The 12,297-nt window shown below is 72.3% G+C and carries 17 protein-coding genes and 1 pseudogene; 10 read left to right on the top strand and 8 right to left on the bottom strand.

The annotated features are described in order from the left end of the window. The 3 genes from ACXJKA_RS05355 to ACXJKA_RS05345 form a co-directional block, all read left to right on the top strand. Nucleotides 1-192 (top strand): excalibur calcium-binding domain-containing protein (locus ACXJKA_RS05355; protein ID WP_456824134.1); only part of this gene is annotated, 192 nt, incomplete at its 5' end. A gap of 47 nt (nucleotides 193-239) precedes the next feature. Beyond that, nucleotides 240-944, top strand: a complete 705-nt coding sequence (locus ACXJKA_RS05350; RefSeq protein ID WP_456824133.1) for an LmeA family phospholipid-binding protein — start codon at nucleotides 240-242, stop codon at nucleotides 942-944. A gap of 54 nt (nucleotides 945-998) precedes the next feature. Beyond that, nucleotides 999-1,724 carry a M50 family metallopeptidase gene (locus ACXJKA_RS05345; RefSeq protein ID WP_456824132.1) on the top strand — a complete coding sequence of 242 codons (726 nt, stop codon included), beginning with the start codon at nucleotides 999-1,001 and terminating at the stop codon, nucleotides 1,722-1,724. On the opposite strand, the gene ACXJKA_RS05340 is transcribed toward ACXJKA_RS05345, so the two are convergent. Continuing rightward, the gene (locus ACXJKA_RS05340; protein ID WP_456824131.1) at nucleotides 1,705-2,292 is read right to left on the bottom strand and encodes a GNAT family N-acetyltransferase; all 588 of its coding nucleotides are present in this window, start codon (nucleotides 2,290-2,292) and stop codon (nucleotides 1,705-1,707) included. The genes ACXJKA_RS05345 and ACXJKA_RS05340 overlap by 20 nt on opposite strands. A 150-nt stretch (nucleotides 2,293-2,442) precedes the next feature. Here ACXJKA_RS05340 and ACXJKA_RS05335 point away from each other — a divergent pair, with 150 nt between their 5' ends. Next, nucleotides 2,443-2,832, top strand: coding sequence for a RidA family protein (locus ACXJKA_RS05335; protein ID WP_456824130.1), 390 nt, complete (start codon nucleotides 2,443-2,445; stop codon nucleotides 2,830-2,832). 55 nt (nucleotides 2,833-2,887) lie between these two features. Here ACXJKA_RS05335 and ACXJKA_RS05330 read toward each other — a convergent pair whose 3' ends face one another. Further along, nucleotides 2,888-3,577 (bottom strand): HNH endonuclease family protein, encoded by a 690-nt coding sequence (locus tag ACXJKA_RS05330; RefSeq protein ID WP_456824129.1) that lies wholly within the window; start codon nucleotides 3,575-3,577, stop codon nucleotides 2,888-2,890. Between the two features lie 190 nt (nucleotides 3,578-3,767). Here ACXJKA_RS05330 and ACXJKA_RS05325 point away from each other — a divergent pair, with 190 nt between their 5' ends. Next, nucleotides 3,768-4,202, top strand: a complete 435-nt coding sequence (locus tag ACXJKA_RS05325; protein ID WP_456824128.1) for a ribosomal maturation YjgA family protein — start codon at nucleotides 3,768-3,770, stop codon at nucleotides 4,200-4,202. 29 nt (nucleotides 4,203-4,231) lie between these two features. Next, nucleotides 4,232-4,969 (top strand): MIP/aquaporin family protein, encoded by a 738-nt coding sequence (locus ACXJKA_RS05320; protein ID WP_456824127.1) that lies wholly within the window; start codon nucleotides 4,232-4,234, stop codon nucleotides 4,967-4,969. Nucleotides 4,970-4,972: 3 nt separating this feature from the next. On the opposite strand, the gene ACXJKA_RS05315 is transcribed toward ACXJKA_RS05320, so the two are convergent. From ACXJKA_RS05315 to ACXJKA_RS05305, 3 genes are read right to left on the bottom strand one after another with little or no spacing between them, the layout of a single operon-like run. After that, nucleotides 4,973-5,413 carry a nitroreductase family deazaflavin-dependent oxidoreductase gene (locus ACXJKA_RS05315; protein WP_456824126.1) on the bottom strand — a complete coding sequence of 147 codons (441 nt, stop codon included), beginning with the start codon at nucleotides 5,411-5,413 and terminating at the stop codon, nucleotides 4,973-4,975. A 5-nt stretch (nucleotides 5,414-5,418) separates the two neighbouring features. Then, a complete protein-coding gene (locus ACXJKA_RS05310) occupies nucleotides 5,419-5,604 on the bottom strand; it encodes an antitoxin (RefSeq protein ID WP_456824125.1) in 186 nt (61 codons plus the stop codon). Nucleotides 5,605-5,630: 26 nt separating this feature from the next. Then, entirely contained in the window at nucleotides 5,631-7,121 is a 1,491-nt protein-coding gene (locus ACXJKA_RS05305) for an MFS transporter (RefSeq protein WP_456824147.1), read from the bottom strand. 47 nt (nucleotides 7,122-7,168) lie between these two features. Between ACXJKA_RS05305 and ACXJKA_RS05300 the strand changes: the two genes are divergently transcribed. From ACXJKA_RS05300 to ACXJKA_RS05285, 4 genes are all read left to right on the top strand, one after another. Beyond that, entirely contained in the window at nucleotides 7,169-8,449 is a 1,281-nt protein-coding gene (locus ACXJKA_RS05300; RefSeq protein WP_456824124.1) for an alpha/beta fold hydrolase, read from the top strand. Between the two features lie 83 nt (nucleotides 8,450-8,532). After that, nucleotides 8,533-9,009 (top strand): SRPBCC family protein, encoded by a 477-nt coding sequence (locus ACXJKA_RS05295; protein WP_456824123.1) that lies wholly within the window; start codon nucleotides 8,533-8,535, stop codon nucleotides 9,007-9,009. 244 nt (nucleotides 9,010-9,253) lie between these two features. Next, nucleotides 9,254-9,484, top strand: a complete 231-nt coding sequence (locus tag ACXJKA_RS05290; RefSeq protein ID WP_456824122.1) for a FitA-like ribbon-helix-helix domain-containing protein — start codon at nucleotides 9,254-9,256, stop codon at nucleotides 9,482-9,484. Then, nucleotides 9,481-9,882 (top strand): type II toxin-antitoxin system VapC family toxin, encoded by a 402-nt coding sequence (locus ACXJKA_RS05285; RefSeq protein WP_456824121.1) that lies wholly within the window; start codon nucleotides 9,481-9,483, stop codon nucleotides 9,880-9,882. Before ACXJKA_RS05290 ends, ACXJKA_RS05285 begins: the two co-directional genes overlap by 4 nt. A gap of 1 nt (nucleotide 9,883) precedes the next feature. On the opposite strand, the gene ACXJKA_RS05280 is transcribed toward ACXJKA_RS05285, so the two are convergent. The 3 genes and pseudogenes from ACXJKA_RS05280 to ACXJKA_RS05270 form a co-directional block, all read right to left on the bottom strand. Next, nucleotides 9,884-10,072, bottom strand: coding sequence for a hypothetical protein (locus ACXJKA_RS05280; RefSeq protein WP_456824149.1), 189 nt, complete (start codon nucleotides 10,070-10,072; stop codon nucleotides 9,884-9,886). Between the two features lie 217 nt (nucleotides 10,073-10,289). Then, nucleotides 10,290-10,909: pseudogene (locus tag ACXJKA_RS05275) on the bottom strand (LLM class flavin-dependent oxidoreductase); the annotation flags it as partial. 85 nt (nucleotides 10,910-10,994) lie between these two features. Then, on the bottom strand, nucleotides 10,995-12,293 hold the full coding sequence (locus ACXJKA_RS05270; RefSeq protein ID WP_456824120.1) for a glycosyltransferase: 1,299 nt from the start codon (nucleotides 12,291-12,293) through the stop codon (nucleotides 10,995-10,997). Nucleotides 12,294-12,297 lie beyond the last annotated feature (4 nt).

Genomic DNA, 12,297 nt, shown 5'->3' with positions numbered 1-12,297 from the left:
GGGGTCGCGCCCGCGCGGCCCGTGGCACCCGCGCAGACCGCGGCACCGGCCGCACCGGCCGCACCGGCGGTCTCCGGACCTTTCAAGAACTGCACCGAGGCGAGGGCCGCCGGCGCGGCGCCGGTGTACGCCGGCTCCCCGGGGTACCAGCCGAAGCTGGACCGCGACAACGACGGGATCGGCTGCGAGTAGCGCCGACGAGCAGCGCGGGGAGCCGTTCGCCCCCTAGCGTGAGGGTCGTGAGCGGGCGCGGAGTGGTCGTGGGGGTCGTCGCGGTCGTCGTCGTGGTGGGCGGTGCCTTCGTCGCCGACCGGGTGACCGAGTCGGTGGCGGAGCAACGGGTGGTCGACGCCATCGAGCAGAACCTGGACGGCGTCGTCGGCACACCGACGGTCGAGCTCGGCGGGTTCCCGTTCCTCAACCAGCTGATGGCGGGGTCGATCGACGACGTCACGGGTCAGGTCGACGGGGTCACGCTGGAGGGCATCAAGGCCACGGACGTGACCATCGACGCGCAGGACGTGAGCACCTCGGAGCCCTACACCGTGGGCTCGGCGACGATCGAGGCGACGCTGCCGACCGCGACGATCGAGCAGATCGTCAAGGACCAGTCCGAGCTGGACGTGGCGGTGGCGGTCGACGGGAACGCGTTGAAGGCGTCGGGGAAGGTGCTGGGCCTGACGCTGGCCGCCAACCTGGTCCCGCGGGTGGAGGACGGAAAGCTGCTGGTGAACGTGGAGAACGTGCAGATCGCGGGCCTGACCGTCTCGGTCGACGACCTGCCCAACGCCATCGGGAAGCGGCTGACCGACATCGAGATCCCGGTGAGCGGGCTGCCCGAGGGCGTGGCCCTGTCGAAGGCCACGGTGGTGAGCACCGGTGTGCGGATCACCGCGACCGGCACCGACGTCGTCCTGCCCGCCGAGGCGCCCGCGGCTGGGTAGGGTCCCTCCTGCCCGCCCGCCTGGTCGGACGACGACGGACGAAGGACCCCGCCCGTGGACTGGCTCGGCGACGCCTGGCACGACATCACGACGCCCCAGGCGGTGCCATCGAGCACGACCGTCCTGCTCACCGCGGCGGGCGTGCTGGTCATCCTCCTGGTGCCGCGAGCGTGGTACGTGGCCCGGCACGGACTGACCATCGTGCACGAGGCGGCGCACGCGGGCGTGGCGGTGCTCGTCGGCAGACGCCTGTCGGGGATCCGGGTGCACTCCGACACCTCGGGGCTCACGGTGTCGGTGGGCAAGCAGCGGGGTCCCGGCATGGTCGCGACGGCGGCCGCGGGGTACCTCGGGCCGGCGGTTCTCGGCGTCGGCGCGGCGTGGCTGCTGTCCCGCGGGTACGCCGTCGCGCTGCTCTGGGCCCTGCTGGTCGTCCTCGTGCTGGTGCTGGTGCAGATCCGCAACTGGTACGGCCTGTGGTCGGTGCTGGTGACCGGCGCGCTGCTGGTGGGCATCACGGTGTGGGGGTCCGCGACGGTGCAGGCCGTCGCCGCCTACGCGCTGACCTGGTTCCTGCTGCTGGGCGCTCCGCGCGCGGTCCTCGAGATGCAGTCCGAACGCCGCCGCGCACGACGCCGCGGGGCGTCCGACACGTCCGACGCCGGTCTGCTCGGCCGCCTGACCCACCTGCCCGGCGGCCTCTGGGTGGCCATCCTGCTGCTCGGCTGCCTGGCTGCGCTCGCGCTCGGCGCGGCCTGGCTCATCGGGCTCCAGCTCTAGCCGTACTGATCGCGGCGTCGCCGCCGAACGAGTACCGCATGATCGGGCGCTCCGGCGACCGCCGCGCCACCTCGACGAATCCCGCGGCGGCGAACGTCGTCGCGTAGCCCATGCTCGTCGCGCTCGGGGAGACCGAGCCGTCGAGCGGGTACGCCTCGACCGCCGGCGCGCCGGAATCCCGGGCCAGGGCGACGGCACCCCCGATGAGCGCCGCCATGACGCCGCCGCGTCGATGTCCCTTCCGCACGTAGAAGCAGGTGATCGCCCACACGGGCACGTCGTCCACGCGGCGCAGCCGCCAGGTTGTGTCGAGGGCCGGGACGTCGCCGCGAGGAGTGACCTGGCACCAGCCGACGGCGCGGTCGCCCCGGAACGCCAGCAGCCCGGGCGGCGGACCGCGGTCGACGACCGCACGAAGGTCTGCGCGGTTCTCGGCGGCAGGGCGGTGGCGGTACGACGGCCCGACCCGGTACGCCATGCACCAGCACCGGCCCGCCGGTCCGCCCTGGTCGAGCAGCTCCTCGAGCGCGGGCCAGAGGTCGGGCGTGAGGGGCACGACGACGGTCACCGCGACCACGCTGCTCCGCGTCGATTCCCTCGTCAACGGGAGGCCGCGGTGCTCGTCTCGTTCGCCGCCTCACCGGAGCGCTCCCCGGTCGACCGGGACGCTGGGGGAGACTGTCCCTCGACGCGCTCACCGCTCTCGAGAGGCAGCACGATGACCCGCGAGAAGATCAGCACCCCCGACGCACCGCAGCCCGCGGGTAACTACTCCCAGGGGATCCGGCTGGGCAACCTCGTGTGGACCGCGGGTTTCGGCCCGCAGGACCCGGTCACCGGCGAGATCCCCGAGTCCGTGGCCGACCAGACCCGGCAGGCGCTGCGCAACGTCGAGGCGACGCTGGGCGCCGCGGGGCTCGACCTGGGCGACGTCGTGAAGACGACCGTCCACCTTGCCGACCTTGCGGACTTCGCCGAGTTCGACGATGCGTACGAAGAGTTCTTCCCGTACCCGAAGCCGGCGCGGACCACGGTGGGCTCGCTGCTGGCGGGCATCAAGGTCGAGATCGACGTCGTGGCAGGTCGCCTGACGTCCGACGACGACTGAATGCGTACTCGTCGTTGGTGCGGGTGACTGGCCAGCCCTCGATGCCGGCGCAGCGTCAGGGTGACCGCACCGTCCCGACCACGCACCGGCCGAGCTCGCGGTCCAGGGCGTCGCGCTCGGCGGCGGTGACCCACAACCCGTAGGACGCCTTCACGCGCACCTGTCGCAGCGCGTACACGCAGCGGTACCCGCGGTTGGGGGGCAGCCAGGTCGCCGCGTCTCCCGCGCCCTTGTCCTGGTTGGCGGGACCGTCGACGGCCAGCAGGTTGGCCGGGTCGTTGGCGAACGCCTGGCGCTGCGCCGGCGTCCAGGACTGCGCGCCGGTCTGCCACGCGTCGGACAGGGCGACGACGTGGTCGATCTGCACGTCCGCCGACGACGGCCCGCGCGCGAACGCGATCGGCACGCCCGTGTACGGGTCGTCGAGCGTGCCGCTCAGCACCACGCAGCCCTCCGTGACGGGCGCGACGAGGTCGCGCCGCAGCACGTCGTTGCGGGTGTCGCAGCCGTTGCGGTCGACGTCCGCCCACGCCTGCCCGAACCGCTCGCGGGTATAGCCCGTGGTGGGCGCTCGCCCGCGAACCTCCAGCTGGGCCAGTGCCGCCCGCCCGGCCGCGAGGTCGTCGGCGGTGACCGCGTACCGCGCCGCGACACGAGCCTGCGACCACGCGGGCACCCCGGCCCCGACCGCGACGCAGACCACCAGGGCCACGAGCCACGGCCAGGGTCGTCGCCAGGCCTCCACGCGCTCAGAGTGCGTCCTGGACGCGGAGAGGCACCGACACACCTGAGGACTGCCGGGGCTGTGGGCGGCTCGCCTTCACGTCGGGTGCACTCGGCGAGCCACCATCAACGGTCGAGATCGACCTCCACGAGCGCAAGACCGACACGTCGACCCGACACGACCTCCGCAGAGCGCCACGTAGCGTTCTGGCGTGCCCGATCCTCGTCCGACGGACGTCAACGCGAAGACTTCGTCACGCCCAGCGCGACGAGGTCTTCACCTAACGCCTCGAGCGCTCGCCGCGCTCGCGGCCCTGGGGCTGGTCGGGGTCGGGCTCGTGGTGAGCCGGCTCGGTGGCCCGCTCGCCGATCCCGCCGGCGACGCCGTCTACGCCGCCTTCGTCTACGCGCTGCTGGTCGTCGTCGCTCCGCGCGCGAGGCCGAGCCTCGTCGCCGCGATCGCGTTCGCGGTGTGCGCGCTGGTCGAGCTCGCCCAGCTGACCGGCGTCCCGGCCCGTGTCGTCGACGCCGTCCCCGTGGCCCGCTACGCGCTGGGCACCACGTTTGCGGCCGTGGACCTGGTCGCGTACGCGGTCGGCGTGGCGCTCGCTGCGCTCGTGCGGTGGCGGGCGGCTGTGCCACGCTGACGGTCTGAGCGCCGACGAGCGGGGAGCCGATGGACCCGTCCTACAGCTTGGCCGTGCGGCTGGCCTGCGAGTTCATCGGGACAGCGATCCTCATCATCCTGGGCAACGGCACGGTCGCGAACGTGCATCTCAAGGGCTCCAAGGGGTACCGCGGCGGCTGGTCGCTCATCGCCATGGGCTACGGGTTCGGCGTGATGATCCCCGCGATCATGTTCGGCGGGATCAGCGGCAACCTCATCAACCCGGCGTTCACGTTGGGCCTCGCGACGTGGGGGCTGTTCCCGTGGTCCGAGGTGGCGCCGTACATCGTCGCGCAGATGCTCGGCGCGATCGCCGGCCAGTGCGCCATCGTCGTGACCCACAAGCCGTACTACGACCAGACCACGGACCCCGAGGACATCCTGGCGACGTTCTCGACGATCAACGCCGCGCACTCGCGCCTCAACGGCTTCCTCAGCGAGCTGCTCGGGTCGGTGATCCTCTTCTCGTGCGCCCTGGCGATCGTGCACTCGCCCCTGACGGCGAACGAGCCGGCGGTGGCCCACCTCGCGCTGGGCTTCCTGGTCTGGGGTCTCGTCGCGGGGCTCGGCGGACCGACCGGCCCAGCGCTCAACCCCGCCCGCGACCTCGGACCCCGCATGGTGCACGCGGTGCTGCCGCTGAAGAACAAGGGCTCGTCGCAGTGGGACTACGCGTGGGTCCCGGTCGCGGCGCCGATCCTCGGCGGGGTCATCGGCGTCGGCGGCTGGTACCTGCTGCTCGGCTGACGCTCACTCGTCCGTCGGCACCAGCACGAACACCGGGATGAGCCGGTCCGTCTTCGTCTGGTAGCCGGCGTACGCGGGCCAGACCTCGTTCGCGCGCGCCCACCACTCGTCGCGCTCGGCGCCGGTCGCCTCGTGCGCGATGTAGTCCTTCCTCACCGCGCCGTCCTGCAGCTCGACGTGCGGGTGCTCCACCACGTTGCGGTACCAGGCGGGATTCTTGGGGGCGCCGCCCTGGGACGCGACGACCGCGTACCGGCCCTCGTGCTCCACCCGCATGAGCGCCGTCTTGCGGAGCTTGCCGCTGGTCGCGCCCAGGGACGTCAGCACGATGACCGGCTTGCCGTGCAGGGTGTTGGCCTTGGCGCCGCCCGACGCCTCGTACGCCTCGGCCTGCTTGCGCGCCCAGCCGGACGTGCTCGGGAGGTACTCGCCGGTGAGGGGCATGCGGCCTACTTCTTCTTCTGGTCGTCGAGGTAGTCCTTCGCCTTGTCGACGACGCTGTCGACGACGCCGTCCTGGCCGTCGCTCGTCCTCGCCTTGATGGCCTCGGCCGCCTTGTCGAGCGCGTCCTTGGCCTGATCCTCGTGCCCGTCGACCGCGTTCTTCGCCTGGTTGACCAGATCCTCGATGCCCATGCTGGAGCCCTTCCCTCGATGAGGTCTCAGTCTCCGTCGGGGGTGACCGGATCGCTCGTCGGGGGCGCGACGTGCTCGACCGTCGTCCGTGGCATGGCCGCGGACGCCGCGACGATCCCCAGCGCGACGACGGCGACGGCCGTGAACGCCACGGTCACGGCGTCGCCGAACTGCGCGGGGTCCTGGGTGGGGGTGTCGCCGCTGAAGAGCGCGTTGACCAGGGCGCCGAGCGCCGCGACGCCGACCGCGCTGCCCATGGACCGCGAGAACAGGTTGGCGCCCGTCACGACCCCGCGGTCGCCCCAGCCGACGCTCGACTGCGCGGCGATGAGACCGGGGGACGCGACGAGCCCCATCCCGGCGCCGGCGACGAAGCAGGACAGCCCGACCGCGAGCACCGACGGGTGCATCGAGGCCACGACCAGCGCCGCCGTGCCGAGCACGACGATGCCGGACCCGATGAGCATCGTGGTGCGGAACCCGAAGCGCAGGTAGAGCCGTCCGGACTGCGAGGCGGTGATGGGCCAGCCGATGGTGAGCGCGGCGAGGGTGAGGCCCGAGGTCAGCGGCGAGACTCCGAGCAGGGCCTCGAGGAACGACGGCACGTAGGACGTCAGCCCGATGAGGACCACGCCGACGCCGACCGACACCAGCGCGGTCGCCACGAGCAGCCGGCGCGAGAACACCCAGAGCGGCAGCACGGGCTCCTCGGCCCGCTGCTCCACCAGCACGAACGCGACCAGCAGCAGCGTGCCGACGACGAACGCGCCGATGCTCTGCACCGACACCCACTCCCACGCGTGCCCGCCCTCGAGCAGCGCAAGGATCAGCAGGCTCATCGCGGTGGTGAGCAGAGCGCCGCCCGCCCAGTCGATGCGGTGCCGGGTGCGCTCGACGTTCTCGTGCAGGTGCCGGATCAGCAGCCAGGCGGCCGCGAGACACAGCGGGATGTTGACGAAGAAGATCCAGTTCCAGGTGAGGAACTCCGAGAACACCCCGCCGAGCGTCGGACCGACCACCGACGAGACGGCCCACACGCTCGCGATGTACCCCTGCGCCTTGGCCCGCTCAGCGACCGTGTAGATGTCGCCCGCGATGGTGATGGCCATCGGCTGGACCGCCCCCGCGCCCAGGCCTTGCACGGCGCGGAACGCGATGAGGGCCGGCATGCTCCACGCGAACCCGCACAGCACCGACCCGAGGAGGAACAGGCCGATGCCGAGCAGGATGACGGGCTTGCGGCCGACGGTGTCCGCCAGCTTGGAGTAGATGGGCACGCTCACCGCCTGCGTGAGCAGGTAGACCGAGAACAGCCACGGGAAGCTGGTGAAGCCGCCCAGGTCGGCGACGATGGTCGGGACGGCCGTGGCCAGGATCGTCGCGTCGACGGCGACCAGGCCGGTGGTCACCATGATCGCGATGAGGATCGGGCCGCGCTCGGTGCGGAAGCCGACGCCGGTGCCCTCGGCGGTGCGTGCGGTAGTCAGGGGTGGACCTCCTCGTAATGGCACCAGCATGCGCGGCCACCGACCGCCCTGCACGGCCGGACCATAGTGTGGCGCGCATGGCTGACAGCTACGCGATGACCGGGTTCGCCGTCCGGGAGCACCGGGTGCAGGTGCCCGTCGACTGGTCCGCCCCGGAGCGGTTCGGGTCGATCGAGGTGTTCGCGCGCGAGCTGGTCGACCCCGAGAAGGCGTCCGACGACCTGCCGCTGCTGCTCTTCCTGCAGGGCGGTCCGGGTCACCACGGGCCGCGGCCGCTGGGCGGCGGCTGGATCGCGACCGCGCTCGAGAAGTACCGCGTGATCCTGCTGGACCAGCGCGGGACGGGGCGGTCGTCGCCGGTGGACGGGCGCGTGATCAGCCGGTTCGACGATGCGGTGCAGGCCGCCCACTACCTCGCGTGCTTCCGCGGCGACGCGATCGTGGCCGACGCCGAGCACCTCCGCGCGACCGTCTACGGCGGGCGCCAGTGGGCCACCCTCGGGCAGTCGTACGGCGGGTTCCTCACGCTCACCTACCTGTCGCGGCACCCGTCGGCGTTGACCCGCTGCTACGTCACGGGCGGGCTGCCGCCGGCCACGGCGACCGCCGAGGACGTCTACGCGGCGACCTACCGGCGGCAGGCCGCGCGCAACCGTGAGCTGGCGCGACTGCACCCGTCCGACGTGCCGCTGCTGGGGGAGATCGCGGACCGGCTGGACTCCGTCGTCCTGCCCACGGGCGAGCCGCTGACCGTGGAGCGCCTGCAGCAGCTGGGGCAGCCGTTCGGCATGAGCACGGGTCTCGACGAGGTGCACTGGCTGCTGGACACGGCGTTCTCCGTGGATGGCGGGCTGTCCGACGCCTTCCTCGCGGCGGTCGTGCGGGCAACGGGCTTCGACGACGGACCGCTGTATGCCGTGCTGCAGGAGGTCATCTACCACCAGGGCACCCGGGAGCCGGGCTGGGCGGCGCAGGCCGAGCACGACCGCTGGCCGTCGTTCGCCGCCGGTGCGCGGCCGCTCCAGCTCACGGGCGAGGCCGTGTTCCCGTGGATGTACGAGCAGCACCGGTCGCTGCAGCCGTTCCGGGGTGCGGCCGAGGAGCTCGCCGGGCGCACGCAGTGGCCGGAGCTGTACGACCTCGACCGCCTCGCGTCGAACGAGGTGCCGGTCGCGGCCGTCCAGTACTACGACGACCCGTACGTGGACCTCGACCTCGCCCTGGCGACGTCCGTCGGCAACCTGCAGGTCTGGATCACGAACGAGCACCTGCACGACGGGCTCCGCGTGGCCGGTGACGCGATCCTTCCGCGGCTGTTCGACCTGGCCGCCGGGAAGGCGCGCGTGACCGGCCGCTAGGCATTGCTGCAATTTGGGGGTTGCAGTTCGCCGTGGGGCGGCTTACGTTGATGCAACCGAAAAGTTGCAGAACGGAGAACCCCATGAGCAAGCAGGACTTCACGACGACCTACACGGTGGACCAGACGCCGGACGAGGTCTTCGCGGCCGTGACCGACGTGCGCGGCTGGTGGGTCGATGCCATCGAGGGCGGGACGGCCCGGCTGGGCGACGAGTTCGTCTTCCACAACGAGCCGATCCACGTCTCCCGTCAGCGCCTGACCGACGTGGTGCCGGGGGAGCTGATGGAGTGGCTGGTCCTCGAGGCCGAGCTGAACTTCGTCGAGGACACGGCCGAGTGGGTGGGCACGCGGATCCGGTTCGAGATCACGCCCGAGGGCGACCGGACCCGGCTGCGGTTCACGCACGTCGGGCTGGTGCCGGCGCACGAGTGCTTCGAGATCTGCCACAACGCATGGAGCTGGTACATCAACGTCAGCCTGCGCCAGCGGATCACCACGGGCGTCGGCATCCCCGGCCAGGTGCCCGCCCAGGCGATGGAGGTCGCGGTCCTCGCCTGAGCACCCGACGCCGAGCGCGCCTTGTCGGGCGCGCTCGGCCGTGGGGTCAGGGGCGCGTGCCGGGGCGGCCGCCGCGGCCTCCCGGCCGCTGCCACCAACCGTGCCGGCCAGCGCCATGCCTCTTTCCTTGTGGGACGGGCTCCACCAGCGGAAGGGGGCCCGTGTCGTTGCTGTGGGAGGGCTGAGGCTGGGGCGTGGGTTCAGCAAGCAGCGATAGTGCATGCACCGGCGCTAGAATGCAGGCATGACCGTCATCACCGTCCGCGATGTTCCCGACGAGGTTCGCGACGAGCTCGCCGCACGGGCGGCCCGCTCCGGCAGGTCCATGCAGGAGTTCCTGCGCGCACATCTGATCGAGCTCACCGCCCGGCCGAGCGCCGACGACGCCCTTGCCCTCGTCCGTGAGCGCGCCCGGGCGTACCCGAGGCTCACCTGGTCCGAGCTGGCCGCCGAGCTCGCGGCCGACCAGCGGTGAGCGTCGTCGTCCTCGACGCGTCCGCCGCACTGCTGCTGCTCATCGACCCGGGAGAGCCCGGCGAGCGAGTGGCAGCGCGCCTCGCCGGCGCGACTGTCGTCGCCCCGGACCTCCTGCCGCACGAGGTCACCAACGTCCTGCGGCGGCACCGCAACGCCGGGCGGCTCTCCGAGGCCGAGGCGCGCCTGGCAATCGACGGCTTCCACGCCTTGTCGATCGAGCTCTGGCCCCAGGCCGTCCTCGCGCAGCGCGTGTGGACCCTCGGCGCGAACCTGTCGGCCTACGACGCGGCGTACGTCGCCCTCGCGGAGCGACTCGGCGGTGCGCTGCTGACGGCAGACGCGCGACTTGCCACGTCGCCGGGTGTGGCGTGCGAGGTCGAGGTCGTCAGGACGTGAGTCAGGCCGGCGTCCACCCGAGGCGAGGGGCGACCGACGTGGCGACGTTCTCCAGGATGCGGCGGCTCATCGCGTGCGTCGCGTTCGCGGGCAGCACGATGTCGAGGCCCGTCGCCTCCTGCAGCGCGACGTCGGCCTGCAGGCTGGCGACGACCTCGTCGGGACTCCCGTGGTGCGTCGGGCTGAACACTCCGAACCCGGTGCCAGCGGGCGGGCGGCCCGTCGCATCGAACCGGCCGGCGTACCAGGCGATGTACTCGGCGAAGAGCTCGTCGTCCTCGGGCGTGACGCTCGGGAGGACGATGCGGCCGGCGTGCTCGCGGAGTCCGACCGGGGACGTCGAACGTCTCCTTGTAGGCGCGGATCTGGTCGCGCTGCGTCTCCTCGAACGACCGCCCGTCGTCCTCGCTGTTGAGCGTCGACACCAGCAGGTCCATGCCCTGCTCGGCGGTACGCACGGCGGTCGCCTTGGATCCCGGGCCGTACCAGACCCGGTCGGCCAGGCCGGGGCTGTGAGGCCGGACGATGAGCTCGGTGCCGGGCGGCGCGATCGGGAAGCCACCCTCGGGGGCGACAGCGACCGGCTCCCCGGAGAGGGCTGCGCGGAGCTGGACGATCCGGTGCTGGGACTCGTCGTCGAACGATCGCTCGCTCGCGCCGTACACCCCGTCGAGCAGGGATGCCGACGGCTTGATCCCGCCCGCGACTCCCAGCTCGAGCCGACCACCCGACAGCAGGTCGACGGTGGCCGCGTCCTCGGCGACGGCGATCGGGTCGGCGTACCGCATGGGCAGCACCGCGGTGCCGAACCGATCCGCGTCGTCGCCTGCCCGATGGCAGCGAACAGCGGGAACGGCGACGACAGGAACTTCTCGAGGTGGCGCACGCRCACCCAGCCGACGTCGTACCCGAGCTCCTCGGCGAACCGGAACAGGTCGACGGCGTCGCGCAGCGACTGGCCAGCGTCGGCGGGGTCGTCGTAGGGGACGAAGGTGAGGAAGCTGAGCTCCAGGCGGGGGACCGTCACGGGCGCATCGTACGAGCGCAGGACGTCGCGACGGCCGCGTGGCCCGCTGCGTCTCAGTCGTCGGTCAGTCGGGCGAACTCGTTCGTCAGAAGAACGCGGGCGCGGGCACCCTCGGCTGCGACACCTCGGCGACGCGGTGGAGGATCGCGTCCAGCACGGCGCCGCGGTCGAACTGCAGCGCGTGCAGGCGGGCGCGGGTCTCCCAGTCGGCGCGCTCGTCGGGAGACATCGCAAGCACGCGGTCCAGGGCCGAGGCGATGGCAGCGGGGGACTCGACGGGGACGATGAGCGCGGTGTCGCCGACGGCCTCGCCGATGCCGCCGGTGTCCGTGGTGATGACCGGGCCGCCGCCGGCGAGCATCTTCTCGGCGAGGGCGATGCCGAACGTCTCGACGAACTCGGGGCGGGGCTTGCTCGGCAGGACGTAGGCGGCGGAGGCGGCCATGAGGTGGGCCTTCTCGTCGTCGTCGACGTCGTCGAAGAACACGATGCGGTCGGCTGCGCTCGACGCGGCGGCGATCTCCTGCAGTCGCGTCGCGTCGGGGCCGTTGCCGGCGACGACCAGCCGCAGCGACTCCGACGCGCGGCTCGCGGCGAAGCCGGCGATGAGGTCGTCGACACCCTTCGCGTGCGCCAGGCGGGAGAGGAAGAGGACGTAGCCGTCGGCGGTGAGGCCGCGGGAACCCAGGACCTCTGCGGTCACCGCAGGGTCGAGGTCCAGGTAGGACGCCACGTCGATGGCGGGGTAGGAGACCGTGACGCGCTCGCGGCACTGGGCGGCGAATGTGGTGCCGTGCTTGGCGTCGATGGCGGCGGCCTCGGCGATGATCAGCTCGCGCGTGTAGTCGCTCACGGCCAGGCAGACGTCATGCTCGAGGTAGCTCGACAGCACGTGAGCCGCGGCGCCGAACTCGTCCTTCTCGACGCAGGCGCGCACGACGTTGGTGACGTCGGACCCGACCGCCTCGGCGACCGTGGTCACGTTGACGGGCAGGCCGGTGCGGCGGGCGACGTGCACGGCGTCGGCCACCGCGAGCGAGTGCGGGCTCAGGTACAGCGACATGGCGACCGTCGGGACGCCGTCGGTGAACAGCTCGACCAGCCTGCCGACGATCCCGGCGAGCCACCGTCCGTCGGGGACCTTGTAGTCGCCGACGGGCTCGGGGCGCTCGACCGTGATGCCGGGCGAGTAGGGCAGCACCCCGTCGAGGGGCTTGAGCGGCAGGCCCGTCTGCTGGAGCCGGTCGATGGGCCAGGTGACGATGCGGACGTCGTCGAAACCCCGCTGGAGGGCGGCCTCCGCGAGGTTCCGGGCTTCGCCGGAGTGCCCGCAGATGACCGGGTCGGCTCGGACGACGATCACGAGACGGCGCTCAGTGTTCACGTCG

The sequence above is a fragment of the Cellulomonas sp. P5_E12 genome (genome assembly GCF_054049315.1).
The sequence above is the reverse complement of the archived record's forward strand: the minus strand, read 5'-3'. Positions and strand labels throughout refer to the sequence as shown.

Bases quoted from the DNA above. Each gene is read 5' to 3' on its own strand.
- ACXJKA_RS05315 (WP_456824126.1), bottom strand. From the start codon at position 5,413: ATGCCCCTCACCGGCGAGTACCTCCCGAGCACGTCCGGCTGGGCGCGC.
- ACXJKA_RS05295 (WP_456824123.1), top strand. From the start codon at position 8,533: ATGAGCAAGCAGGACTTCACGACGACCTACACGGTGGACCAGACGCCG.
- ACXJKA_RS05335 (WP_456824130.1), top strand. From the start codon at position 2,443: ATGACCCGCGAGAAGATCAGCACCCCCGACGCACCGCAGCCCGCGGGT.
- ACXJKA_RS05310 (WP_456824125.1), bottom strand. From the start codon at position 5,604: ATGGGCATCGAGGATCTGGTCAACCAGGCGAAGAACGCGGTCGACGGG.
- ACXJKA_RS05305 (WP_456824147.1), bottom strand. From the start codon at position 7,121: ATGCTGGTGCCATTACGAGGAGGTCCACCCCTGACTACCGCACGCACC.
- ACXJKA_RS05290 (WP_456824122.1), top strand. From the start codon at position 9,254: ATGACCGTCATCACCGTCCGCGATGTTCCCGACGAGGTTCGCGACGAG.
- ACXJKA_RS05320 (WP_456824127.1), top strand. From the start codon at position 4,232: ATGGACCCGTCCTACAGCTTGGCCGTGCGGCTGGCCTGCGAGTTCATC.
- ACXJKA_RS05300 (WP_456824124.1), top strand. From the start codon at position 7,169: ATGGCTGACAGCTACGCGATGACCGGGTTCGCCGTCCGGGAGCACCGG.